Origin of the sequence: Streptomyces sp. V3I7 (assembly GCF_030817495.1) — a bacterium.
In the GTDB taxonomy this organism is placed as follows: domain Bacteria; phylum Actinomycetota; class Actinomycetes; order Streptomycetales; family Streptomycetaceae; genus Streptomyces.
In genome coordinates this window covers 2,595,089-2,620,126 of the sequence record NZ_JAUSZK010000001.1, presented here as the reverse complement: position 1 = coordinate 2,620,126, position 25,038 = coordinate 2,595,089, and the positions used below count along the sequence as shown (strand labels likewise).

Annotated in this window: 18 protein-coding genes and 2 pseudogenes; 17 read left to right on the top strand and 3 right to left on the bottom strand. The window is 72.5% G+C overall.

What is annotated here, in order from left to right:
• Positions 1-34 precede the first annotated feature (34 nt).
• Positions 35-823, bottom strand: a pseudogene (locus tag QFZ74_RS12195) (MFS transporter); the annotation flags it as partial.
• On the opposite strand from QFZ74_RS12195, the pseudogene QFZ74_RS12190 reads away from it, so the two are divergent.
• From QFZ74_RS12190 to QFZ74_RS12175, 4 genes and pseudogenes are all read left to right on the top strand, one after another.
• Positions 817-1,158, top strand: a pseudogene (locus QFZ74_RS12190) (LysR family transcriptional regulator); the annotation flags it as partial. The pseudogenes QFZ74_RS12195 and QFZ74_RS12190 overlap by 7 nt on opposite strands.
• 280 nt (positions 1,159-1,438) lie before the next feature.
• Positions 1,439-2,314, top strand: a complete 876-nt coding sequence (locus QFZ74_RS12185) for a hypothetical protein (protein ID WP_307620833.1) — start codon at positions 1,439-1,441, stop codon at positions 2,312-2,314.
• On the top strand, positions 2,314-4,515 hold the full coding sequence (locus QFZ74_RS12180) for a glycosyltransferase (RefSeq protein ID WP_307620832.1): 2,202 nt from the start codon (positions 2,314-2,316) through the stop codon (positions 4,513-4,515). Before QFZ74_RS12185 ends, QFZ74_RS12180 begins: the two co-directional genes overlap by 1 nt.
• Positions 4,512-5,726, top strand: coding sequence for an acyltransferase (locus QFZ74_RS12175; protein ID WP_307620831.1), 1,215 nt, complete (start codon positions 4,512-4,514; stop codon positions 5,724-5,726). The genes QFZ74_RS12180 and QFZ74_RS12175 overlap by 4 nt, the downstream gene beginning before the upstream one ends.
• On the opposite strand, the gene QFZ74_RS12170 is transcribed toward QFZ74_RS12175, so the two are convergent.
• Positions 5,686-6,888, bottom strand: a complete 1,203-nt coding sequence (locus QFZ74_RS12170) for a hypothetical protein (protein ID WP_307620830.1) — start codon at positions 6,886-6,888, stop codon at positions 5,686-5,688. The genes QFZ74_RS12175 and QFZ74_RS12170 overlap by 41 nt on opposite strands.
• A gap of 179 nt (positions 6,889-7,067) precedes the next feature.
• Here QFZ74_RS12170 and QFZ74_RS12165 point away from each other — a divergent pair, with 179 nt between their 5' ends.
• From QFZ74_RS12165 to QFZ74_RS12130, 8 genes are all read left to right on the top strand, one after another.
• Complete coding sequence (locus QFZ74_RS12165) at positions 7,068-8,426, top strand: NarK/NasA family nitrate transporter (RefSeq protein WP_307620829.1); 1,359 nt, start codon at positions 7,068-7,070, stop codon at positions 8,424-8,426.
• Positions 8,427-8,520: 94 nt separating this feature from the next.
• Positions 8,521-9,699, top strand: a complete 1,179-nt coding sequence (locus tag QFZ74_RS12160) for a uroporphyrinogen-III synthase (protein ID WP_307620828.1) — start codon at positions 8,521-8,523, stop codon at positions 9,697-9,699.
• Between the two features lie 137 nt (positions 9,700-9,836).
• Positions 9,837-10,430: a CGNR zinc finger domain-containing protein gene (locus QFZ74_RS12155; RefSeq protein ID WP_307620827.1), complete on the top strand. Its 594-nt coding sequence runs from the start codon at positions 9,837-9,839 to the stop codon at positions 10,428-10,430.
• A 317-nt stretch (positions 10,431-10,747) separates the two neighbouring features.
• Positions 10,748-11,269: a sigma-70 family RNA polymerase sigma factor gene (locus QFZ74_RS12150; protein ID WP_010039908.1), complete on the top strand. Its 522-nt coding sequence runs from the start codon at positions 10,748-10,750 to the stop codon at positions 11,267-11,269.
• Complete coding sequence (locus QFZ74_RS12145) at positions 11,269-12,093, top strand: anti-sigma factor (RefSeq protein ID WP_373462375.1); 825 nt, start codon at positions 11,269-11,271, stop codon at positions 12,091-12,093. The genes QFZ74_RS12150 and QFZ74_RS12145 overlap by 1 nt, the downstream gene beginning before the upstream one ends.
• Positions 12,094-12,177: 84 nt before the next feature.
• Positions 12,178-14,472 (top strand): UvrD-helicase domain-containing protein, encoded by a 2,295-nt coding sequence (locus QFZ74_RS12140; RefSeq protein ID WP_307620825.1) that lies wholly within the window; start codon positions 12,178-12,180, stop codon positions 14,470-14,472.
• Between the two features lie 359 nt (positions 14,473-14,831).
• Positions 14,832-16,247: an NAD-dependent malic enzyme gene (locus tag QFZ74_RS12135; RefSeq protein WP_307620824.1), complete on the top strand. Its 1,416-nt coding sequence runs from the start codon at positions 14,832-14,834 to the stop codon at positions 16,245-16,247.
• A 359-nt stretch (positions 16,248-16,606) separates the two neighbouring features.
• The gene (locus QFZ74_RS12130) at positions 16,607-16,888 is read left to right on the top strand and encodes an HU family DNA-binding protein (protein ID WP_307620823.1); all 282 of its coding nucleotides are present in this window, start codon (positions 16,607-16,609) and stop codon (positions 16,886-16,888) included.
• Between the two features lie 111 nt (positions 16,889-16,999).
• Here the strand turns inward: QFZ74_RS12130 and murA are convergent, their stop codons facing one another.
• On the bottom strand, positions 17,000-18,340 hold the full coding sequence (gene murA / locus QFZ74_RS12125) for a UDP-N-acetylglucosamine 1-carboxyvinyltransferase (protein ID WP_307620822.1): 1,341 nt from the start codon (positions 18,338-18,340) through the stop codon (positions 17,000-17,002).
• 252 nt (positions 18,341-18,592) lie between these two features.
• Between murA and QFZ74_RS12120 the strand changes: the two genes are divergently transcribed.
• The 5 genes from QFZ74_RS12120 (at position 18,593) to QFZ74_RS12100 (ending at position 25,000) form a co-directional block, all read left to right on the top strand.
• Positions 18,593-19,165 (top strand): YqgE/AlgH family protein, encoded by a 573-nt coding sequence (locus tag QFZ74_RS12120; protein ID WP_307620821.1) that lies wholly within the window; start codon positions 18,593-18,595, stop codon positions 19,163-19,165.
• Positions 19,166-19,194: 29 nt separating this feature from the next.
• Entirely contained in the window at positions 19,195-19,482 is a 288-nt protein-coding gene (locus QFZ74_RS12115; protein ID WP_307620820.1) for a DUF3039 domain-containing protein, read from the top strand.
• 375 nt (positions 19,483-19,857) lie between these two features.
• Positions 19,858-20,751, top strand: a complete 894-nt coding sequence (locus tag QFZ74_RS12110) for a xanthine dehydrogenase family protein subunit M (RefSeq protein ID WP_307620819.1) — start codon at positions 19,858-19,860, stop codon at positions 20,749-20,751.
• Positions 20,748-22,691 (top strand): 2Fe-2S iron-sulfur cluster-binding protein, encoded by a 1,944-nt coding sequence (locus tag QFZ74_RS12105; protein WP_307620818.1) that lies wholly within the window; start codon positions 20,748-20,750, stop codon positions 22,689-22,691. Before QFZ74_RS12110 ends, QFZ74_RS12105 begins: the two co-directional genes overlap by 4 nt.
• A complete protein-coding gene (locus QFZ74_RS12100) occupies positions 22,688-25,000 on the top strand; it encodes a xanthine dehydrogenase family protein molybdopterin-binding subunit (protein WP_307620817.1) in 2,313 nt (770 codons plus the stop codon). Before QFZ74_RS12105 ends, QFZ74_RS12100 begins: the two co-directional genes overlap by 4 nt.
• Positions 25,001-25,038: the final 38 nt, after the last annotated feature.

Below are 25,038 nucleotides of genomic sequence, written 5' to 3'. Positions count from 1 at the left end.
TCCGCACCCCATGTGGGCGAAGGCCCCGTCGCTGCTAGCGGCGGGGCCTTCGCGCTGTCCCGGCCCGCTCGATCAGCGCCGCCGCGGCGGCCGCGGCGGCCGGGACCGCGTAGGCAGCGGCGGCGGAGAGACGGTCCGCGGCCCAGCCGCCGGACGCCGAGCCGCAGGCGATGCCGGTGAGGAGGGCGGTCACGACCAGGCTCATGCCCTCGTTGAGCCGGTCGGCGGGGGTGCGCTCCTGGACCAGCGTCATCGCGGTGACCATCGTCGGCGCGGTCGCCATGCCCGCGACCAGCAGCGCGACCGCCAGGACCGGGAGGGTGCCGACGGCAGTGGCCGCCAGCCACGGCAGGGTCATCAGCGCGGCCATCGCCAGCAGACACCAGGGGAGACGTCGTCCCGCCGGACCGGCCGGCTTCGAGGCCCCGTACAGCAGGCCCGCCGCGCACGAGCCCGCCGCCTGGAGCGCGAGGACGGCACCGGCCGCCGTACGGTGCCCCTGCGCATCGGCGTACGCGATCGTGACGACCTCCATCGAGCCGAAGACCGCGCCGGTGGCAGTGAAGCAGGCCAGGAGAGGTGGGATGCCGGGGGCGCGCAGCGGGGACCGCGCCTTCGAACGGGCGTGGGTCGGGGGCTCGGTCGCCCGCTGGGCGGTGAACAGCAGCATGCCGGCGAGCAGCAGTACGGCCGCGGTGAGCGTGCCCGCCTCCGGGAAGAACGTGCCGGTCAGGAAGGACGCGAGGACCGGGCCGAGCATGAAGCACAGCTCGTCCGCGGCCTGTTCGAGCGAGGTGGCCGTGTGCAGGCCCGTCTCTCGCCCGTCACCTCTTTGAGGGGCGGGGCATCCATGTCGCCTCACCCCTTCCCCTGGCCGTCGGGGACGAGGAGTTCGAGCGGATCATGGCCAGGACGAGGAACCCGATTCTGGCCGTGGTGGACTTTCCGGCCATGCCGCGCACGGTCCTGCGGCCGCTCGTCGACCCCGTCCCGCTGTCACCCGTGTCGCTCGTGTGGCGAAAGGGGCTGGTCCATCGCGGGCTGGACGCGCTTCGGCGGGCCGCGGCCGAGATCGCCCGTGCCGAGGGATGGCTTCGACGGCCCGCCGACGGATGGATTCCGGCCACTGACGAAGATGCGATGTGTGGGGATAATTGACGCATTGCCAGCACGGAACCACTCTGCGCGCTACATTTCTGGCCTGAGCACGGCGTGGCAGGAGGAGCGCCCGAGCCGGGCGGGGGGCCTGGTCCGGTCGACGGGTGCTCAGGTTCGTAGGCGCACCCAGAACCGTCCCGTGGGGGGATCCGCGCACGTGAAACAGTGGCGAGAAGACGCCCGTCCGACCTGGCCCGAAGCCGCGACGGCGACCGGGAACCTACCGGCGGCAGGGGGAGAGACCCAGACCTTTCCGCAGACCGGAGCGACGGCGACCGTCATGGAGACCCGGCCGGCGCCCGAGACGGACGAGACCGCCGTACCGCCCGCCAAGGCCTCGACGGCGAAGTTCGGGGCGGGTCGGGCCGCGCGGCCCGGGTCCCTGCGGGATCCCTGGGGCGAGTCCGGCGGGGCCGTCGCCGCCCCGGCCCACGACCCGCACGAGGTGACGGTCCAGCTCGATGCCGTCCGGTTCGGGGGCGGCCCGCGTCCGGCGCCCGGGGGCGGCGGTCAGGACGGCTCCGACAGCCCGGTGTTCGTCGACGAGTCGGGGCGGCGCAGCCGTACGTTCCGCCGGATCGGCACCGCCGTGGGGCTCGCGTGCGCGGCCTACGGCGCCGTCATCGTCGTCACGCTGCTGTCCGGCAGCTCGGACGCGCCGTGGCTGCCCATGCCGGGCCAGCGCGAGGGCAAACCGGCCGGCCAGGTGGACATCTCACCGCTGCCCGCCGAGTCCGACGCGCCACGCGGCGAGGACGGCGCGCCGTCCGGGACCGGCCCGGCCGCGAGCGACGGTACGACGCCGTCGCAGGGGGTGGGCAGTACCGCGCCCGCCGCCCGCCCGCGCCCCGGAAAGCCGGGCTCCACCACCGACGTCAAGCTGCCCGCGGCGACGGCGAAGCCGACGTCCGGCTCGGGCGCGAGCGGCGGCCCCTCCCAGGGCACCCAGCCCTCGACCGCCCCCACGCCTTCGCAGACCTCGGCCGGCCCGAGCCGGCCGGCGGAGAGTCCCGGCACCCCCTCGGCACCCCCGGCCGGCGGCAGCGCGGGACCCGGCGGCGATCCGGTCGCCGGCAGCGCGGCCTCGCGGCGGCCCGTCGCCGCCGAGCGGCACGGCAAGGCGTCCACCGGCCTGCCGCGGGAGCCCACCCTCTGATGGCATCCCGCACCCGCCGTCCCCGAAGCACGACCGGTCCCCGGGACGGCTCCCGGCGCCGCCGTCTGCCCATGCGCCTGCTGCTGCCCGTACTGATCCTCGCCGCCCTGATGGCCATGCTGATGCTGCGCGGCTACGTCCACAGCGAGATCCTCGCCGACCACCGCGTCCGGCCCGAGGCCGCCACCGACCAGGTGCCGGAGAAGATCCTCGACGGCGGCCCGGTCATCGACACCCGCGGCGGCCGGACGGACAGCCTGCGCGTGCCCCGCCACCGCCTCGTCCTCACCTTCGACGACGGCCCCGACCCGGTCTGGACTCCGAAGGTCCTGGACGTACTGAAGAAGCACCACGCGCACGCCGTCTTCTTCGTCACCGGCACCATGGCCTCCCGCTACCCGGACCTCGTCCGGCGCATGGTGGCCGAGGGCCACGAGGTGGGGCTGCACACCTTCAACCACCCCGATCTCTCCTACCAGTCCAGGGAGCGTATCGACCAGGAGCTGTCCCGGACCCAGCTCGCGATCACGGGCGCCGCGGGCATCCGCACCTCGCTCTTCCGGCCGCCGTACTCCTCCTTCGCCGACGCCATGGACAACGCCTCCTGGCCGGTGACCCGGTACATCGGCAGCCGCGGCTACATCACCGTCGTCAACGACACCGACAGCGAGGACTGGCGCAGGCCCGGTGTCGCCGAGATCATCCGCCGTGCCACGCCGCACGGCGGCAAGGGCGCGATCGTCCTGATGCACGACTCCGGCGGCGACCGCCACCAGACCGTCGAGGCCCTCGACACGTTCCTGCCCACGCTCCAGCGGCAGGGCTACCGGTTCGTCAACGTCACCGAGGCGCTGGACGCGCCCAGCGCGCACACCCCCGTCACCGGCGCCGACCTGTGGCAGGGCAGGGCATGGATCCTCCTGGTCCAGGCCGCGCAGGACATCACCGGCGTCCTGGTGGTCGGCCTCGCGGTGATCGGCGTCCTCGTCATCTCCCGCTTCGCGCTGATGCTGCTGCTGTCCGGCCTCCACGCGCGCCGGGTGCGCCGCGCCGGGTTCCGCTGGGGAGCGCCGGTTACCGAACCGGTGTCGGTGCTCGTGCCGGCGTACAACGAGGCCAAGTGCATCGAGAACACGGTCCGTTCACTCATGGCCAGCGAGCACCCGGTCGAGATCGTCGTCGTCGACGACGGCTCCTCGGACGGCACCGCGCGGATCGTGGAGGCGCTGGACCTGCCCGACGTACGGGTGGTGCGCCAGCTCAACGCGGGCAAGCCCGCGGCGCTCAACCGCGGCCTGGCGAACGCCCGTCACGACCTGATCGTGATGATGGACGGCGACACGGTCTTCGAACCGGCCACCGTCCGCGAGCTGGTACAGCCCTTCGGCGACCCGCGCGTGGGCGCGGTCGCCGGCAACGCCAAGGTGGGCAACCGGGATTCACTGATCGGCGCCTGGCAGCACATCGAGTACGTGATGGGCTTCAACCTCGACCGCCGGATGTACGACATCCTGCGCTGCATGCCGACCATCCCCGGAGCCGTCGGCGCCTTCCGCCGCTCGGCCCTGGAGCGGGTCGGCGGCATGAGCGACGACACCCTCGCCGAGGACACCGACGTCACGATGGCCCTGCACCGCGACGGCTGGCGCGTGGTCTACGCCGAGAAGGCGCGGGCCTGGACGGAGGCGCCCGAGTCGGTCCGGCAGCTGTGGTCCCAGCGCTACCGGTGGTCGTACGGCACGATGCAGGCGATCTGGAAGCACCGGCGCGCCCTGGTGGAGCGCGGCCCCTCGGGCCGCTTCGGCCGGGTCGGCCTCCCGCTGGTCTCCCTGTTCATGGTGCTGGCCCCGCTCCTGGCCCCGCTCATCGACATGTTCCTTCTCTACGGGGTCGTGTTCGGCCCCACGCAGAAGACGATCGTCGCCTGGCTCGGCGTCCTGACGGTCCAGGCGGTGTGCGCGGCGTACGCCTTCCGGCTCGACCGGGAGCGGATGACCCACCTCGTCTCGCTGCCGCTCCAGCAGATCCTCTACCGCCAGCTCATGTACGTCGTCCTGCTCCAGTCCTGGATCACGGCCCTCACCGGCGGCCGGCTGCGCTGGCAGAAGCTGCGCCGCACCGGGGTCGTGGAGGCGCCGGGCGGCGGCCGGACACCACGCCGGGTGACGCGTGACAGTAGTGATCGGAGTCCCGTGGCATGACCACCCAGGCTGTCTCCCCGCAGAGGTCGCAGGGCCCTGCTGGTCAACCGGCGGGCCGCGACCGCTACTTTGACCTCCTCCGCTCGATCGCCCTGGTCCGCGTGGTGGTGTACCACCTCTTCGGCTGGGCCTGGCTGAGCGTGCTGTTCCCGTCCATGGGCGTGATGTTCGCGCTCGCGGGCTCCCTCATGGCGCGCTCGCTCGGCCGCCCCGCGCTGAGCGTGATCAGGGGCAGGATCCGCCGACTGCTGCCGCCCCTGTGGGCGTTCGGCGCGGTGGTGCTGACGATGCTGTTCGCGGGCGGCTGGAACCCGGCGAAGGACCCGGACAACGGGGGGCTGTGGGGCGTACTGGACCTGATCGACTACGTCGTCCCGGTCGGCGCGCCCCCGTTCCCCTGGCACATCGGCTCGGAGTCGGGCCTGCTGGAGTCCTCGTGGGCCGAACAGGCCGCGGGCCCGCTGTGGTACCTGCGCGCCTACCTGTGGTTCGTGCTCGCCTCGCCCCTGCTGCTCCGGGCGTTCCGCCGAGCCCCATGGCCGACCCTGCTGGCCCCCCTCGGCCTGACCGCGATCGTCGGCACGGGGCTGGTCACGATCCCCGGCGAGACCGGCAACGCGGTGACCGACTTCGCGGTGTACGGCGGTTGCTGGGTCCTGGGCTTCGCCCACCACGAGGGCCTGCTCGCCGGCGTCCCCCGCTATCTGGCGGTCTCGCTGTCGACGCTGGTGATGGCCTTCGGCCTGTGGTGGGCCTCGGGCCACCTCGGCCCCGAGGGCTGGGACCTCAACGACATCCCGCTCGCCCAGGCCACCTGGTCCCTCGGCTTCGTGGTGATCCTCCTCCAGTGCTCCCCGTCATGGCAGCGACTCCCGGGCCGACTGGCCCGTTGCGACAAGCTGGTGACTCTGTCCAACAACCGCGCGGTGACGATCTACCTGTGGCACAACCTCCTGATCGCGGCGGCGGTCCTGGTCGTCGACCAGGCGTACGACCTCCCGTTCCTCCAGAGCGACGGCGCGGTCGCGGCCCTCGACGCCACGGACAACCTGTGGATGTTCGTGGTCGTGTGGCCGCTGATCGCACTGGCGGTGGTGGCGTTCGGCTGGATCGAGGACCTCGCCGCCCTGCGCAGGCCGAGGCTGTGGCCGGACAGGACGGGACCGGAGGTCAGCCGCCCCGCTTCAGGCGTACGACGACCGGGGCGCTGAAGGGGTCGCCGGACTGGTTCACCTGGACGTGTCCCGCGCCCAGCCACTCGTCGGTGCCGGGTATCCGGTGGATCTCCGTCAGCCACAGTGACTGGTTCGACTCCTTGCGGGCGCCGGTCGACAGGGGCAGGCGACGGCGCTTGATCTTCACGCACCGGCCGTCGTCGGTCAGGTACCAGTTGCCGTCGAGGAACAGGCCCCCGGTGTCCTGACCGATCGGGATCCTCTGGGCGCACTGGCCCGGCGCGGGCCGCTGCTCGACCCACCGCGAGCCGTCCCAGCGCAGCCGGATGGGCTGGTCCTCGGGTTCGTCCTCGACCTCGCCGTGGTTGAAGCCGTTGGAGCCGTACGCGCGCACCTCACCGCCGGCGAGCGCGACGACCCGGCTGAGTCCGGCGCCGGGCTCCGGCGGGTAGGGCTTCTCGAAGTGGACCTGCGGTGTCTCGACCGCCTTCCACGACACGCCGTCCCAGTGCATCGACAGAGGTTGGCTGTACCGCTCGCCGTATCCCAGTTCGGTGCCCGGTCCCGTCGAGCGGCTGCCGACCGCCCAGGCGTCGTCCGGCCCCACCACCGCGAGGTCGACCGCGGGGGAGGGCAGCCGGGTCGTGGTCCAGCGCGTGCCGTCCCAGTGGTGCGCGGTCCGCTCGTCGGCGAGGGCCCAGATGTCGTCCGGGGCCGCGGCCTTGAGATATCCGGAACGGTCCGGCGGTGGGTTCGGCACCGGGGACCAGTGGGTGCCGTCCCACCTCAGCCAGGGGACCGTGCGGGTTCCCTCGGGAAGGGTGCGCGGACGCATCCACACGTCTTCGTCGCCGACCTCTTCGAGCAGGGGCGGGTAGGCGGTGGCACCGAGCGCCTCGGGGAGGGGTTCAGGCCGCCACCGTTCGCCGTCGAAGTGGAGCAGGCGGACGGCGGCCCCGCCGTTGTGCTCGACCCCGGTCGCCCAGATGTCCTCCTCGGCCAGGGCGGCGACGTCGGTGAGCTCTCCGCTGAAGTCCGCGATGTGCGCGAACTCCCAACGCAGGCCGCCCGCACGGGACTTCGACGGGCCCTGTTCCTTCGGCGGGTTCTGCGCGCCGCACCCCGCAGCCGCGAGCACACCGGCCAGCACGGCGACGGCCACCATGCCCCTGCGCCCGATCTCCCCGACTCCGCGCATGATCCCTCCCCTTGTCGCCGTTCAGCGAGCGGGCAGCGTATCCGGTCGACCTCTCACCTGCCCGCCCCCGAGGGTGAGAGCAACGTTCCCTTCCGGTCACGCCCAGCCACAGCGTGGAAACGCGGCCTTTCTACCGTCGGGACTCCTCACCCCCGAGCCCGCAGCATCGTGGAGGCAGCATGGCAACCCCAACTCGCCCCGGCAGCCGTTGGATCGCGCACTGGGATCCCGAGGACGAGGCCTTCTGGAACGCGACCGGGAAGAAGGTCGCCCGGCGGAATCTGGTCCTCTCCGTCGTCTCCGAGCACATCGGGTTCTCCGTGTGGACCGTGTGGTCCGTGCTGGTGCTGTTCATGGGGCCGGAGTACGGGCTCGGCCCCGCCGACAAGTTCCTGCTGACGTCGGTGGTCACGCTCGTCGGGGCCGTCGTCCGCGTGCCCTACACCTTCGCCGTCGCCGTGTTCGGCGGGCGGAACTGGACCGTCGTCTCGGCGGCCCTGCTCCTCGTGCCGACCATCGCCGCGTTCCTCGTCATGGAGCCGGGGACGTCCTTCGGCACCTTCCTCCTCGTCGGGCTGCTCGCCGGCATCGGCGGGGGGAACTTCGCGTCCTCCATGACCAACATCAACGCCTTCTTCCCGCTGCGGCAGAAGGGGTGGGCCCTCGGGATCAACGCCGGCGGCGGCAATGTCGGCGTGCCCGTCATCCAGCTCGTCGCCCTCGCGGTCATCGGCGCGGGCGGCGGTCCGCGCGTGCTGCTCGGGATCTACATCCCGCTCATCGTCGTGGCCGCCGTCCTCGCCGCGCTGTACATGGACAACCTGGCCACCCTCAGGAACGACACCGGGGCCGCCAAGGACGCCGTACGGGACGCGCACACCTGGATCATGGCCGTCCTCTACGTCGGCACCTTCGGGTCGTTCATCGGATACAGCTTCGCCTTCGGACAGGTGCTCACCGGCCAGTTCGGCCGTACGCCGCTCCAGGCCGCCTCCCTCACCTTCATCGGCCCGCTGCTCGGCTCGCTCGTCCGGCCCGTCGGCGGCCGGCTCGCCGACCGCTTCGGCGGGGCGCGGATCACGCTCGGCACCTTCGTCGCCATGGCCGCCGCGACCGCCGCCCTGATCGCGGCCTCGGCCCAGAAGTCGCCGGCGCTGTTCGTGGCCGTCTTCGTCGTGCTGTTCGTGCTCAGCGGGCTCGGCAACGGCTCGACGTACAAGATGATCCCGGGGATCTTCCAGGCCAAGGCCCTCGCCAAGGACCTCAGCGGTGAAGCGGCCGCCAGCTACGGGCGGCGGCTCTCCGGGGCATCCATGGGGATCATCGGCGCCGTCGGCGCGCTCGGCGGCGTGGGGATCAACCTCGCCTTCCGGCAGTCCTTCCTCTCCTACGGCTCCGGCACCGGCGCGTTCGTCGCCTTCCTCGGCTTCTACGGCCTCTGCCTCGCCCTCACCTGGAGCGTCTACCTGCGCCGCCCGGCCGCGGAGGCGTCGCCTGCCGCCGAGGCGAAGCCGCAGCTCAGCCATGCCAGGGTGTGACGTGACGTAACACCGGCGACATCACGCCGAACCGAGCCCGTCACGCGCCGTTGACAGGCTCGTCCGGCACGCGGGTCAGCCAGGAGAGCGGGTCATGGACGACGCACACGACGCACACGAAGAACAGCGACAGCGACCGGAACACGAGCACGCGCCCCTCGCCGGATTCACCGTGGGCGTGACGGCCGCACGCCGGGCCGACGAGCTCGGGGCGCTGCTCCGACGGCGCGGCGCCACCGTCCTGCACGCGCCCGCCCTGCGCATCGTGCCGCTCGCCGACGACAGCGAACTGCTCACCGCCACCAAGGACATCATCGACCAGGTGCCGGACGTGGTCGTCGCCACCACCGCCATCGGCTTCCGGGGCTGGATCGAGGCCGCCGACGGCTGGGGGCTCGGCGAGCAACTGCTCGCGGCGCTCGGCCGGGCCGAACTGCTCGCGCGCGGGCCCAAGGTCAAGGGAGCCGTGCGCGCGGCCGGGCTCACCGAGGAGTGGTCGCCGTCGAGCGAGTCCCTGGCCGAGGTCCTCGACCGGCTGCTGGACGAGGGCGTCGACGGGCGCCGCATCGCCGTCCAGCTGCACGGCGAGCCGCTGCCCGGATTCGTGGAGGCGCTGCGGGCCGGGGGAGCGGAGGTGGTGCCGGTGCCGGTGTACCGGTGGCTGCCGCCGCAGGACATCGGGCCGGTGGACCGGCTCCTGGACGCGGCCCTCTCCCGCGGACTGGACGCCGTCACCTTCACCAGCGCGCCCGCCGCCGCCTCCCTCCTCGCCCGCGCCGCGGAACGCGGACTGCTCGACGACCTGCTGGCCGCCCTCGGCCACGACGTGCTGGCCGCGTGCGTCGGCCCCGTCACCGCGGCGCCGTTGCAGGAGCGCGGCGTCGGCACCGTACAGCCGGAGCGGTTCCGGCTCGGGCCGCTGGTGCAGCTGCTGTGCCGGGAACTGCCCGCCCGCTCCCGGGTGTTGCCCCTCGCCGGGCACCGGGTGGAGATCCGCGGGCAGGCGGTGCTGGTGGACGGCGACCTCAGGCCCGTGCCCCCGGCCGGGATGGCGCTGCTGCGGGCACTCGCCCGGCGGCCGGGGTGGGTCGTCCCGCGGGCCGAGCTGCTGCGGGCGCTGCCCGGCGCGGGGCGTGACGAGCACGCCGTGGAGACGGCGATGGCCCGGCTGCGCACGGCACTGGGGGAGCCGAAACTGATCCAGACCGTGGTCAAGCGGGGGTACCGACTGGCGATGGACCCGGCGGCCGACGCCAAGTACGCGGACGAATGAGCACAATGCGTCGAGAACAAAGGCGTGTTCACCGTTTTCGCACGACGGTACGAGGGGTTTCGGTCCTGTGCGCGGGCAGGCACTGTGAGAGAGGGAGCGGTTCCTTGTCCGGGTGACCCCTAGGCGGTGACAGGCGCATGGCATCGGGTACGGCCACGATCCCGTACGAGCTGCGGTTCGACGCCGGGCGGATCTGCCTGGATCTCCTCGCCACCACCCATCCCGACGAACGCCTCGACTCGGTAGGCCCGTTGTGCGCCTGGATCACCGGCTCCGGGCTCGTGCCGCCCGGCACCCCGCTGGCGCACGCCGACGTCACCTGGCTCGTGGCCTTCCGTGAACTGCGCGACCAGGTGGGCTGGTTGGTGCGCGGCGGCGCGGTCCCCGAGAGTCCGCCGTACGACCTCGCGCTCGCCCACGTCAACGAGATCGCCTGCGCGGCCCCGCCGGCCCTGCGTGCCGTACGCGGCGAAGAGGGAGTCCTCGTAAGGGAGTTGGAACACCCGCCCCGGCGCGACGAGCTGCTGGCCGTCGTCGCCCGGGACGTGGTGGAGCTGCTCACCGACCCCGTGGCACGCGCCGCCGTCCGGGAGTGCGAAGGGGACAACTGCCCCATCGTGTACCTCGACACCTCCCGCGGCCGCCGCAGACGCTGGTGCTCCAGCGAGGTGTGCGGCAACCGCGAGCGGGTCGCCCGGCACCGGCGGCGGGCGGCGCTCGCGCGCGCGTGAACGGGCCGCCCGGCCGGGAATCATGGACTTGGGCGACGTGATTTGAGTAACAGGACACCCGGCGACGGAGTTGGCGGGCCGTCTCACCGCTCCCGCACGCGTGTCGGAAATGTAAACATCGTTCGACGGGAATGTGCGCTCATGTCTCTCTCGTCATCCCGCGTCGACGGAATCACTCATCTGCCTTTGAACGTCCCGCAGTTCACGTCCGTACCGGTGGTCGAGCGACCGAACGGGGGAACCCCCGGACATCGGAGGTGGGCGTGCGCAAGGATTCCGTCGTGGCCAAAGAATCTGGATCGAGGGCCCGACATCGCATGTCCCAGCCCTCGGAGCCGGATGAGGAGCTGATGCGTGCTCTGTATCGAGAGCATGCCGGACCACTCCTTGCGTATGTCCTGCGTCTGGTCGCCGGAGACCGGCAGCGAGCAGAGGACGTCGTGCAGGAGACGCTCATCCGTGCCTGGAAGAACGCCGGTCAGCTCAATCGAGCGACCGGTTCGGTACGCCCCTGGCTGGTGACGGTCGCACGTCGCATCGTCATCGACGGCCACCGCAGCCGGCAGGCCCGGCCGCAGGAGGTCGATCCGTCGCCGCTGGAGGTCATCCCCGCGGAGGACGAGATCGACAAGGCGCTGTGGCTGATGACGCTGTCGGACGCGCTCGACGACCTGACCCCTGCCCACCGGGAGGTGCTCGTCGAGACGTACTTCAAAGGGCGTACCGTCAACGAGGCGGCCGAGACTCTCGGCATCCCCAGCGGCACCGTCCGTTCACGGGTGTTCTACGCCCTGCGGTCGATGAAGCTGGCACTGGAGGAGCGCGGGGTGACGGCGTGATGAGTGTCTACGGGGGATTCGGAACAGGTGGTCCGGGTATGTCTGGACCCATGAGCCCCAGGCAGGGAACTCCGGTGCCCAACGAGCACGAGACGGTCGGCGCCTACGCGCTCGGCATCCTGGACGACGCCGAGGCGACCGCCTTCGAGGTTCATCTCGCCGGATGCGAGTGGTGCGCCCAGCAGCTCGAAGAACTCGCCGGGATGGAGCCGATGCTGGCCGCGCTGGCCGACCTGCCGGGTTCCGGCACGCCCGCGATCGGGGAGTCGCTGTCCGCCTCGGCCAAGCCCAGCCCGCGGCTGGTGCAGAAGCTGGTCGACGAGGTCTCCGAACGCCGGGCGATGAAGCGCCGCCGGAGCTTCTACCTGGTCGCGGCCGCGGCCGCGCTGATCGTCGGCGGTCCGCTGGTCGTCATGGCCGCGACGGGCGGTTCGGACGACGGGGGCGGCGTCATGGCCGCGGGGCCCGCCCAGGCGGCGTTCCAGACCATGAGCGACAAGAGGACGGCGACGGACCCGGGGACCCAGATCACCGCGACCGTCGCCATGGAGAAGAAGAACTGGGGCACCCACGCGGTCCTCCAGCTCAAGAACGTCACCGGCCCGAAGAAGTGCTCGCTGATCGCCGTCGGCAAGAACGGCGAGCGGGAGACGGTCACCTCATGGTCCGTCCCGAACTGGGGTTACGGCATTGCGAATGCCAAGACCGAGGAGGCCAGAAAGCCTCTGTACGTCCACGGCGGCGCCGCCCTCACCCCCAACGAGATCGACCACTTCGAGGTCATGACCTTCGACGGAAAGCGGCTGGTGGAGGTCGACGCGTAACCGGCGCCGCGCCCCGGCGCGTAGCTTCCGCGGGCCCCCTTCGCGTACGGTTGACGGCTGCCCAGCACGTCAGAAGGGGGCCCGGTGGCCGCTCAGGCTCAGCAATCCGCGGTCGGCTCGGTTCAGGATTCCGTACGGGACCGAGAGATCAGCGTGGAACAGGAACACCTGGACAAGGTGTACCGGCGCCTCGAGGAGAAGATCCACGAGGCGGAGTTCCTCATGGCCGACGCTGCCCAGCGCGGCCAGGTCGGCACGCCCGGAGCGCTCGCCGAGCGCGACGCCCAGGTGTACCGGGCCGGCATCCACCTCAACCGGCTCAACAACGAGTTCGAGGACTTCCTCTTCGGCCGCATCGACCTGCTCCAGGGCAAGGACGGCAAGAAGGGCCCCGACGGCGCCTACACGGCCGTCGAGCCCGCCGAGGGCGCGGTGCGCGACGACAACACCGCCGACATCGCCGAGACCCTGCACATCGGCCGGATCGGCGTCCTGGACGAGGACTACTCCCCGCTGGTCATCGACTGGCGGGCGCCCGCCGCCGCCCCCTTCTACCGCTCCACGCCGGTCGACCCCGGCCGGGTCGTGCGGCGCCGCGTCATCCGCTCCAAGGGACGCAAGGTCCTCGGCGTCGAGGACGACCTCATGCGCCCCGAGCTGACCGCCTCCCTCGACGGCGAGGACCTGCCCGCCATCGGCGACGGCGCCCTCATGGCCGCCCTCGGCCAGGCCCGCAGCCACACCATGCGCGACATCGTCGCCTCTATCCAGGCCGAGCAGGACCAGGTCATCCGCGCCCCCGCCGCCTCCGTGACGTACGTCGAGGGCGGCCCCGGCACCGGCAAGACCGCCGTCGCGCTGCACCGGGCGGCCTATCTGCTCTACCAGGACCGCAGACGCTACGCGGGCGGCATCCTGATCGTCTCGCCGACGCCGCTGCTCGTGGCGTACACCGAGGGCGTGCTGCCCTCCCTCGGCGAGGAGGGCCAGGTCGCCATCCGCGCCATCGGCTCGCTCGTCGACGGCGCCGAGGCCACGCTGTACGACTCCCCGGCCGCGGCCCGCGTCAAGGGCTCGTACCGGATGCTGAAGGTGCTGCGGAAGGCCGCGCGCGGAGCGCTGGAGACCGAGGACGCGCCGAAGCGGCTGCGCGTCGTCGCCTTCGGACGCCGCATCGAGCTGGAGGAGCGGGAGCTGGAGCGGATCCGGCAGAACGCCCTCGGCGGCACCGCCCCCGTGAACCTGCTGCGCCCGCGCGCCCGCCGCCTGCTGCTGGACGCCCTGTGGGCCAGGTCCGGCGCGGCCGGCCGGCACGCCGACCCCGAACTCGCCGCCGAGCTGCGCTCCTCCTTCGACGAGGACATCACCTCGGAGGACAGCTTCATCGAGTTCCTGGACGCCTGGTGGCCCGAGCTGACCCCCAGGGGCGTGCTCGCGGCCATGTCCGACGAACGGCGCCTCGGCCGCTGGGCCCGCCGCGTCCTGAACCCGGGCGAGGTGCGCAAGGTCGCCCGCTCCCTGAAGCGGGACGGCTTCTCCGTGCACGACATCGCCCTGCTCGACGAGCTCCAGGCGATCCTCGGCGCCCCGGCCCGCCCCAGGAAGAAGCGCGAGGCCGACCCGCTCGACCACCTCACCGGGCTGGAGGAGCTGATGCCCGTACGCGAGGAGTCGCAGCGCGAGCGGGCCGAGCGCCTCGCCCAGGAGCGCACCGAGTACGCGCACGTCATCGTCGACGAGGCACAGGACCTCACGCCGATGCAGTGGCGCATGGTCGGCCGCCGCGGCCGGCACGCCACCTGGACGGTCGTCGGCGACCCGGCCCAGTCCTCCTGGTCCGACCCTGACGAGGCCGCCGAGGCCCGCGACGAGGCCCTCGGCACCCGCCCACGCCGCCGCTTCAACCTCACCGTGAACTACCGCAACCCCGCCGAGATCGCCGAGCTCGCCTCCAAGGTGCTCGCCCTCGCCATGCCCGGCTCGCAGTCCCCGTCGGCCGTGCGCTCCACCGGCGTCGAGCCGCGCTTCGCCGTCGCGGACGGCTCCCTGGAGCACACGGTGCGCGCGGAGGCCGAGCGGCTCCTCGGCCAGGTCGACGGCACCGTCGGCGTCGTCGTCCCGATGCAGCGGCGCGGGGAGGCGCGGCGCTGGCTCGACGGGCTCGGCGACCGGGTCGTCGCGCTCGGCAGCCTGGAGGCCAAGGGCCTGGAGTACGACGCGACGGTCGTCGTCTCGCCCGCGGAGATCGCGGACGAGTCCCCGGCCGGTCTGCGCGTGCTCTACGTCGCCCTGACCCGCGCCACCCAGCAGCTCACGGTCGTCTCCGCGGACCGGGACGAGCCCGACGAGGCCGGGGTCCCAGACCTGCTCAGGGACTGATCCCGCCCGTTTCGCCACCTGCTCCCCACCCGTTTCCCACCCGTTTTCCCGGACGGGAATGGTCCCGGGGCAGCGGTTTGTTAGCCTTACTGTGACACCGGCTCGATCCAAGCCCCCGGGCCCAACCTTCGTCCCTTAGAGGGACCACTTGCCGCGAGGCGAGCATGGCGGGTCGGTGTCATCGAGCAGGACGAGAGGCCCGCATCCGATGTGATGCGGGCCTCTCTCCATGCGCCGCTCCGCGCCGCCGACTGTGAACAAAACGTCCTTAATCCGAGGCGGCTATCGCGTACTCGGGGGTAGGTGCGACGATCGGACGGCACAACTTCGCGACACCGTGAAAGCAGAAGAGGTCGGCCATGGCAACGGCGCCCAGCGTCTCCTACTCGATGACGATCCGGCTGGAGGTGCCCGCGAGCGGAACGGCCGTCTCGCAGCTCACCACCGCCGTGGAGTCCTCCGGAGGCTCGGTGACCGGCCTCGACGTCACCGCGTCCGGCCACGAGAAGCTCCGCATCGACGTCACCATCGCCGCCACCTCGACCGCCCACGCCGACGAGATCGTGGAGGAGCTGCGCGGCATCGAGGGCGTCATCCTCGGCAAGGTCTCCGACCGTACGTTCCTCATGCACCTCGGCGGCAAGATCGAGATGCAGTCCAAGCACCCCATCCGCAACCGTGACGACCTGTCCATGATCTACACGCCGGGTGTGGCCCGCGTCTGCATGGCGATCGCCGAGAACCCCGAGGACGCCCGCCGCCTCACCATCAAGCGCAACTCCGTCGCGGTCGTGACCGACGGCTCCGCCGTCCTCGGCCTCGGCAACATCGGCCCGAAGGCCGCGCTGCCCGTCATGGAGGGCAAGGCGGCCCTCTTCAAGCGCTTCGCCGGCATCGACGCCTGGCCGCTGTGCCTGGACACCCAGGACACCGACGCGATCGTCGAGATCGTCAAGGCGATCGCCCCCGGGTTCGCCGGCATCAACCTCGAGGACATCTCCGCGCCCCGCTGCTTCGAGATCGAGGCCCGGCTGCGCGAGGCCCTCGACATCCCCGTCTTCCACGACGACCAGCACGGCACCGCGATCGTCGTCCTCGCCGCCCTGACCAACGCGCTGCGCGTCACCGGCAAGACGATGGAGAGCATCCGCGTCGTCATGTCCGGCGCCGGCGCCGCCGGTACGGCCATCCTCAAGCTGCTGCTCGCCGCCGGCGTCAAGAACGCCGTCGTCGCCGACATCCAGGGCGTCGTGCACGGCGCCCGCGAGGACCTGATCGACGCGCCCGCCGACTCGCCGCTGCGCTGGATCGCCGACAACACCAACCCCGAGGGCCTCACCGGCACGCTGAAGGAGGCCGTGCGCGGCGCCGACGTCTTCATCGGCGTGTCGGCCCCCAACGTCCTCGACGGCGACGACGTGGCCGCGATGGCCGAGGGTGCCATCGTGTTCGCGCTCGCGAATCCGGACCCCGAGGTGGACCCGGCAATCGCCCGTCAGACGGCGGCAGTTGTGGCCACGGGCCGCTCCGACTTCCCGAACCAGATCAACAACGTGCTGGTCTTCCCGGGCGTCTTCCGCGGCCTGCTGGACGCGCAGTCCCGCACCGTCAACACCGAGATGATGCTCGCCGCCGCGCAGGCCCTGGCCGACGTGGTGAGCGAGGACGAGCTCAACCCGAACTACATCGTTCCGAGCGTCTTCAACGACCGCGTCGCGGGCGCCGTCGCCGGTGCCGTCCGGGAGGCCGCCAGGGCGGCCGGAGCGGCCCTGTAGAGCGCTCGGAGCGGTTTTGGACGTGCGGATCGGGCCAGGAGCTGTGAGGATCGCCACGGCGGCTCCTGAGCCCGGCGCGTCGGGAACGGGTGCCCTCACGTATCCCTCTAGGCTTGTCGGTCAGGCGTGAGCCCACTTTTCGTGTGACTCCCAAGGGTGTTCTCACGACTCCGGCGGGTGCCGGATTGGCTTTCCCGCCGCAGGTAGGGGCAGGATGCGTCCCTGGGCGCGAGGGTCTGATCCATAGACCCGGGTCCGGGGACTGTCCGAGGACCCTGGCAGCATCGGCTTCGCCGCATCCCCATGCGGCTCCGCCGCGTGGCACGCCTCCATGGCAAGAAGAACACGGGAGTAACAACATGAACCGCAGTGAGCTGGTGGCCGCCGTGGCCGACCGCGCCGAGGTGACCCGCAAGGACGCCGACGCCGTGCTGGCCGCGTTCGCCGAGGTCGTCGGCGAGATCGTCTCCAAGGGCGACGAGAAGGTCACCATCCCCGGCTTCCTGACCTTCGAGCGCACCCACCGTGCCGCTCGTACCGCGCGCAACCCGCAGACCGGTGAGCCCATCAACATCCCGGCCGGCTTCAGCGTGAAGGTCTCCGCGGGCAGCAAGCTCAAGGAAGCCGCGAAGGGCAAGTGACCCTGCCGCTCGTGCACCACGGGACGGTGCACGCGGCGCACTGACGCCAAGAGGGGCGGCCACCCGGTCCGGGTGGCCGCCCCTCTCGCGTGCGCGGCGCGGCTGAGGACGTCAGCCGAGCGCCTGGCCCGGCAGCTCGACCTTCGCGCCCAGCTCGACCAGCTTCTCCATGAAGTTCTCGTAACCGCGGTTGATCAGGTCGATGCCGTGGACCCGGGACGTGCCCTGGGCCGCCAGCGCCGCGATGAGGTACGAGAAGCCGCCGCGCAGGTCCGGGATGACCAGGTCGGCGCCCTGGAGCCGCGTGGGGCCGGAGACGACCGCTGAGTGCAGGAAGTTGCGCTGGCCGAAGCGGCAGGCCGAGCTACCCAGGCACTCGCGGTAGAGCTGGATGTGGGCGCCCATCTGGTTCAAGGCGGAGGTGAAGCCGAGGCGGGACTCGTAGACCGTCTCGTGGATGATCGACAGGCCCGTGGCCTGCGTCAGGGCGACCACCAGGGGCTGCTGCCAGTCCGTCTGGAAACCGGGGTGCACGTCCGTCTCCAGCGCGATGGACTTCAGCTGGCCGCCCGGGTGCCAGAAGCGGATGCCCTCGTCGTCGACCTCGAAGGCGCCACCCACCTTCCGGAAGGTGTTGAGGAACGTCATCATCGAGCGCTGCTGCGCGCCGCGGACGTAGATGTTGCCCTCGGTCGCCAGCGCCGCCGAGGCCCAGGACGCGGCCTCCAGGCGGTCGGAGAGCGCGTGGTGGGTGTAACCGCCGAGCTTGTCCACACCGGTGATGCGGATCGTCCGGTCGGTGTCCATCGCGATGATCGCGCCCATCTTCTGCAGTACGCAGATGAGGTCCTCGATCTCCGGCTCGACCGCCGCGTTGGACAGCTCGGTGACGCCCTCGGCCAGGACGGCCGTCAGCAGCACCTGCTCGGTCGCGCCCACGGACGGGTAGGGCAGCCGGATCTTCGTGCCGCGCAGGCGCTGCGGCGCCTCCAGGTACTGGCCGTCGGCGCGCTTCTCGATGGTCGCGCCGAACTGGCGCAGCACGTCGAAGTGGAAGTCGATGGGACGGCCGCCGATGTCGCAGCCGCCCAGGCCGGGGATGAAGGCATGGCCGAGGCGGTGCAGCAGCGGGCCGCAGAAGAGGATCGGGATGCGCGAGGAACCCGCGTGGGCGTCGATGTCGGCGACGTTCGCGCTCTCCACGTGCGTCGGGTCCATCACGAGCTCGCCCGGCTCCTCGCCCGGACGTACGGTCACCCCGTGCAGCTGGAGCAGGCCGCGCACGACACGGACGTCACGGATGTCCGGAACGTTGCGCAGTCGGCTCGGAGCGCTGCCGAGCAGGGCGGCGACCATGGCCTTCGGTACGAGGTTCTTCGCACCGCGGACACGGATCTCGCCCTCCAGCGGGGTTCCGCCGTGGACAAGCAGGACATCGTCGTTGACGGTCATGAATCTCGCGTTCCGTGGAGTAGGTCAGGGGCCGGAGAGACAGGGTAATCGCCGTTGACCCCCCGTCCGTAAGCCCAAGTGCGACACGGGAGCGTCATAGCACTGTCACAACACGAAACGTTTCCCTTCGCACACGTCCGGTCACCGCGGCGGGTCGCGCGCCGTGGTGCGCCGGTGCGCCCCCGTCCGCCCTTCACCCCCGCACCCTCGTCGGCTCCCCACCGGGCGGGAAGATGCGGGATCATGTCTGGCATGACCGAGGTGTCCTCGCTCACAGGGCGGTTGCTCGTGGCAACGCCCGCCCTGGCGGACCCGAACTTCGACCGCGCGGTGGTGCTCCTTCTCGACCACGACGAGGAGGGCTCCCTCGGTGTCGTCCTCAACCGCCCGACCCCGGTGAACGTGGGCGAGATCCTCGAGGGCTGGGGCGCCCTCGCGGGCGAACCCGGCGTCGTCTTCCAGGGCGGCCCGGTCTCGCTTGACTCGGCGCTCGGCATCGCGGTCATCCCCGGCGGTTCGGCCGCCGACGCCGCCCCGCTCGGCTGGCGCCGCGTGCACGGCGCGATCGGCCTGGTCGACCTGGAGGCCCCGCCCGAGCTGCTCGCCTCCGCCCTCGGCTCCCTGCGGATCTTCGCCGGGTACGCCGGCTGGGGCCCGGGCCAGCTGGAGGACGAGCTGGTGGAGGGCGCCTGGTACGTCGTGGAGTCCGAGCCCGGCGACGTCTCCTCGCCGGCCCCGGAGAAACTGTGGCGCGAGGTCCTGCGCCGCCAGCGCAACGAACTCGCGATGGTCGCCACGTATCCGGACGACCCGTCGCTCAACTGAAGCGGGCGAGCTTCAGTACGCTTGGCGTTATGAGCACTCTCGAGCCCGAGCGCGGGACTGGTACGGGGACCCTCGTAGAGCCGACGCCGCAGGTGTCCCACGGCGACGGCGACCACGAGCGCTTCGCCCACTACGTCCAGAAGGACAAGATCATGGCGAGCGCCCTCGACGGCACCCCCGTCGTGGCGCTGTGCGGCAAGGTGTGGGTGCCGGGCCGGGACCCGAAGAAGTACCCCGTCTGTCCCATGTGCAAGGAGATCTACGAGTCCATGGCCAGCGGTGGCGACGAGGGTGACGGCAAGGGCAAGGGCAAGTAAACCGGCCCTCCCGATCGAAACCTTCCGGTCGAAAACTTTCCGGCCAGGACTCACGAGGCCCCCGGCGCGCAGCGGCGCGTTCCGGGGGCTTCGTCGTGCGCCGGCCCCTCCCGGGCGCGGAGGAAACACCGAACACGGTGGAAACACACGGGAAAAAAGACCCCAAGAGTCACCGAAGAGTGTCAATCCGCGCGCACGGGTGAGGGGGTGACGATGCGCACCAAATCCCCGGTGGGCGGGCCCAACACCTCCTTGTGGACCCCCGCGTTCGGGCCTCGCGAAGATGTGCCAGAGTTGCCACGTCCGCCCTGTCAGCACGTACCGTACGGCCAGCACAGGTGGGACCAGGCGGGGCAGCGGGAAGGGGCAGCCGGTTTGACCACGCACGCACCACAGGCGGGGCAGGCCGTCACGCTGCCCACGACGCTCGACGAGGCCGTGGCAGCTCTCACCGCCATGCCCGCCGCCGTCCCCGTCGCGGGCGGCACCGACCTCATGGCCGCCGTGAACTCCGGGCAGCTGCGGCCCGCCGGCCTGGTCGGCCTCGGCCGGATCAGCGAGATCCGCGGCTGGCAGTACCAGGACGGACACGCACTGCTCGGCGCCGGGCTCACCCACGCGCGCATGGGCCGCCCCGACTTCGCCGCCCTGATCCCGGCCCTCGCCGCCGCCGCGCGCGCGGCGGGCCCGCCGCACATCCGCAACGCCGGCACCCTCGGCGGCAACATCGCCTCCGCCGCGCCCACCGGGGACGCGCTGCCCGTGCTGGCCGCCCTGGAGGCGATGCTGATCGTCGCCGGCCCCGAAGGGGCCCGCCGGGAGGTCCCGGTGTCGCACCTGCTGGCGGGCGTGGAGATGCTGCGCGCCGGCGAACTCATCGGCTACGTGCGCCTTCCGCTGCTGCACGCCCCCCAGGTCTTCCTCAAGGCGACCGGACGCACCGGCCCGGGCCGGTCGGTCGCCTCCGTGGCGCTGGTCCTCGACCCCGCCCGGCGCGGAGTGCGGTGCGCCGTCGGTGCCATAGCGCCGATGCCGCTCCGTCCGCTGGACGCCGAGCAGTGGGTCGCCCAGCTCATCGACTGGGACAACGACCGCGCGATCGCGCCCGAGGCGCTGCACGCCTTCGGGGAGTACGTCGCCGCGGCCTGCATCCCCGACCCGGGCCCGGAGCAGGACGGCTCCGTGCCGCAACTGCCGCCCGCCGTACTGCATCTGCGGCGCACCGTCGCCGCACTGGCCCGACGAGCACTGGGGAGGGCGCTGTCGTGACCGAAGACCAGCACGGAGAGGGCACGCCGCAGGGCGGCGGCCGCTGGGACCCGCTGCCCCAGGGCGACTACGACGACGGCGCCACCGCGTTCGTGAAGCTCCCCGAGGGGGGCATCGACGCCCTCCTGGCCGCCGACAGCCCGCTCGCCGCGCCCGGCCACGGCTATGTGCCGCCGCGGATAGCGGTGACCCCGCAGACCGACGCCGGGTCCGGCGCGGGCCTGCCCGAGTCCTGGACGACCCCGGCCGGCGGCGCGCAGTGGGGCGACCCGGGCGCGCTGCCCCAGGAGGCGGACACGGGCGACCGGTTCACGTACGACCCGGCCACCGGTCGGCAGTGGGCGTACCAGGAGCCCGTCGCCTACGAGGAGCAGGCGGCCCCCGGCCACGAGACGCCGGGTCAGGACGTGACCGGGCACTGGTCCATCCCTGTCGCGCAGGGCGATCTCCCGGACGAGTCCGGCGAGTTCACCACGTCCTCGCTGGTCGAGCAGTGGGGCGGCACCCCGCCGGCCACGCTTCCCGGCGGCGCCGCCGCGCCCTGGGCGCCGCAGGCCACGGGACAGGGACAGCCCTGGGGCCACGACCCGCACGACACACACGGCGCTGGACACGCGCTCCCGCCGGAGGCGCGGGCCGCGGAATACGCCGCCCCCGAAGCCGACGTACCGGCGTACGAGCCCCACGACGCCGCCGCGCACCTGGCCGCGTCCGGCTACGCGCCCGCGCCCGCCGAGGCGTACGCCGGCATGCCCGCCGAACACGGCGCGGACGCCCCGGAGGAGCCCGCGCACGACGCCCACGACGGCGGGCACCCGGCCCACGAGCCGCACGAAGCGCACCAGCTCCACGAGTCCCACGAGGTCTACGAGCCCGAAGAGGCGCCGGAACCGGCCGAGGTCTACGAGCCCGAAGAGGCGCCGGAACCGGCCGAGTTCGCCGAGCCCGAAGCGGCCGCGGAATCCACCGAGTCGGCCGAACCCGCCGAGGCGCCGGAGGATGCCGACGGGCCCGAGGAGGCGCCTGAAGGGGCCGCTGAGCCCCCGGCGGAGCACGACGAACCGGTCGACGCCGAAGCCGGCCCCGAGGGCGCGGAGGAGGCGGCCACGGCGGCCGAGGGCCCTGATGCCCCCGCCGAGCCCGGGTCCGGTTCCGCGCCGCTGTACGACGACCAGCCCCTGGCCTCGTACGTCCTGAGCGTCAACGGCACCGACCGGCCCGTCACCGACGCCTGGATCGGCGAGTCCCTGCTCTACGTGCTGCGCGAGCGCCTCGGCCTCGCCGGCGCCAAGGACGGCTGCTCGCAGGGCGAGTGCGGGGCGTGCAACGTCCAGGTCGACGGCCGGCTCGTCGCCTCCTGCCTGGTGCCCGCGGTCACCGCCGCCGGCAGTGAGGTCCGTACGGTCGAGGGCCTCGCCACCGACGGCCGGCCCTCGGACGTGCAGCGCGCGCTCGCCCGGTGCGGCGCGGTGCAGTGCGGCTTCTGCGTGCCCGGCATGGCGATGACCCTGCACGACCTGCTGGGGGGCAACCCCGCACCGAGCGAGCTGGAGACGCGCCAGGCGCTGTGCGGCAACCTCTGCCGCTGCTCGGGCTACCGGGGCGTCCTCGACGCTGTCAAGGACGTCGTCGCTGAGCGCAAGGCCGTGGCCGCCGCGGAGGCGGAGGCCGCCGCGGACGCGTACGAGACCCGCATCCCGCACCAGGCCGGCCCCGGCGCCGGGGGCGTCAACCCCGCTGCCTTCGACCCGCCGGACCACACCGCGTCCGAGACGCACGCCCAGCCGCATGCCCAGCCGTACGACGAGAGCTACGAAGACGGCTACGACGAGACGTACGACGGTTCCTACGGCGGCGAGCAGCACTACGACCCGACCTACGGCCAGTCACACGGCCAGTCCCACGACCAGTCCTACGGCCAGGACGGAGGCCAGGCGTGAGCAACGAAGCCGCCACCGCGACCACCCCCGCGGAGGCAGCCCCCGCCCCGGCCCCCGAGGAGCTGCCGCACGGCCTGGGCGCCTCCCTGCCGCCGTCCGACGCGCGCGCCAAGACCGAGGGCACGTTCCCGTACGCGGCCGACCTGTGGGCCGAGGGCCTGCTGTGGGCCGCCGTGCTGCGCTCCCCGCACCCGCACGCGCGCATCGTCTCCATCGACACCTCCCACGCGCGTGAGATGCCCGGCGTCCACGCGGTGATCACGCACGAGGACGTGCCCGGCACCCCGCGGTACGGCCGCGGCACGGCCGACCGCCCGGTGTTCGCCTCCGAGGTCGTGCGCCACCACGGCGAGCCCATCGCGGCCGTCGCCGCCGACCACCCGGACACCGCGCGGATGGCCGCCGCGGCCATCACCGTCGAGTACGAGGTGCTCGACCCGGTGACCGACCCCGAGCGGGCCTTCGAGGCCGAACCGCTGCACCCCGACGGCAACCTGATCCGGCACATCCCGCTGCGGCACGGCGACCCGGACGCGATCGGCGAGGTCGTCGTCGAGGGCCTGTACCGCATCGGCCGCCAGGACCCGGCGCCCATAGGGGCCGAGGCGGGCCTCGCCGTGCCCCGCCCCGACGGCGGCGTCGAGCTCTACCTGGCCTCCACCGACCCGCACACCGACCGCAACACGGCCGCCGCCTGCTACGGGCTCACCCCGGACCAGGTGAAGGTCGTCGTCACCGGCGTGCCCGGCGCCACGGCCGACCGCGAGGACCAGGGCTTCCAGCTCCCGCTCGGACTGCTCGCCCTCAGGACCGGCTGCCCGGTGAAGCTGGCGGCGACCCGCGAGGAGTCCTTCCTCGGCCACGTCCACCGCCACCCCACCCTGCTGCGCTACCGCCATCACGCGGACGCCGAGGGCCGGTTGGTGAAGGTCGAGGCGCAGATCCTGCTCGACGCGGGCGCCTACGCCGACACCTCCTCCGACGCCCTGGCCGCCGCCGTCTCCTTCGCTTGCGGGCCGTACGTCGTGCCGAACGCCTTCATCGAGGGCTGGGCCGTGCGCACCAACAACCCGCCCTCCGGCCATGTGCGCGGCGAGGGCGCCATGCAGGTGTGCGCCGCCTACGAGGCGCAGATGGACAAGCTCGCGAAGAAGCTCGGCGAGGACCCGGCGGAGCTGCGGCTGCGCAACGTGCTCGCCACGGGCGACGTCCTGCCGATCGGCCAGACGGTGACCTGCCCGGCCCCGGTGGCCGAACTGCTGCAGGCCGTACGGGACTTCCCGCTGCCCGAGCCGCAGGACGCCGCCGAGGAGGACTGGCTGCTGCCCGGCGGACCCGAGGGCGCGGGCGAGGCGGACGCCGTGCGCCGGGGCGTGGGCTACGGCGTGGGCATGGTGCACATGCTCGGCGCGGAGGGCTCCGACGAGGTGTCCACGGCGACCGTGAAGGTCCACGACGGCGTCGCCACCGTGCTGTGCGCGGCGGTCGAGAGCGGTCAGGGATTCACCACGCTCGCCCGGCAGATCGTCCAGGAGACCCTCGGCATCGACGAGGTCCACGTGGCGCCGGTCGACACCGACCAGCCCCCGGCCGGCGCGGGCTGCCGAAGCCGCCACACGTGGGTGTCGGGCGGCGCGGTGGAACGTGCGGCCAAGATGGTCCGCACCCAGCTTCTCCAGCCGCTGGCCCACCAGTTCGGCATGTCGGCCGAGCTGCTCCAGATCACCGACGGCAAGATCACGTCGTACGACGGCGTACTGTCCACGACCGTCACCGAGGCGCTGGCCGACAAGGAACTGTGGGCCACCGCGCAGTGCCGCCCGCACCCCACCGAGCCGCTGAACGACGCCGGCCAGGGCGACGCCTTCGTGGGCCTCGCCTTCTGCGCGATCCGCGCGGTGGTGGATGTCGACGTCGAACTCGGCTCGGTACGGGTCGTGGAGCTGGCCGTCGCCCAGGACGTGGGCCGGGTCCTCAACCCCGCCCAGCTGGCCGCCCGGATCGAGGCGGGTGTCACGCAGGGCGTGGGCATCGCCCTCACCGAGAACCTGCGCACGCCGCGCGGCCTCGTCCGCCATCCCGACCTCACCGGGTACGCGCTGCCCACGGCCCTGGACGTGCCGGACATCCGGATCGTCAAGCTGGTCGAGGAGCGGGACGTGGTCGCGCCCTTCGGCGCCAAGTCCGTCAGCGCCGTCCCGGTGGTGACCTCGCCCGCGGCCATCGCCTCCGCCGTACGCGCCGCGACCGGGCGCCCGGTGAACCGACTGCCGATCCGCCCGCAGGCGGCGGTGGTGACGGCGCAGTGAGCGCGGCGCCCACCGGAGTGTCGCACTTAGGGCCTCTG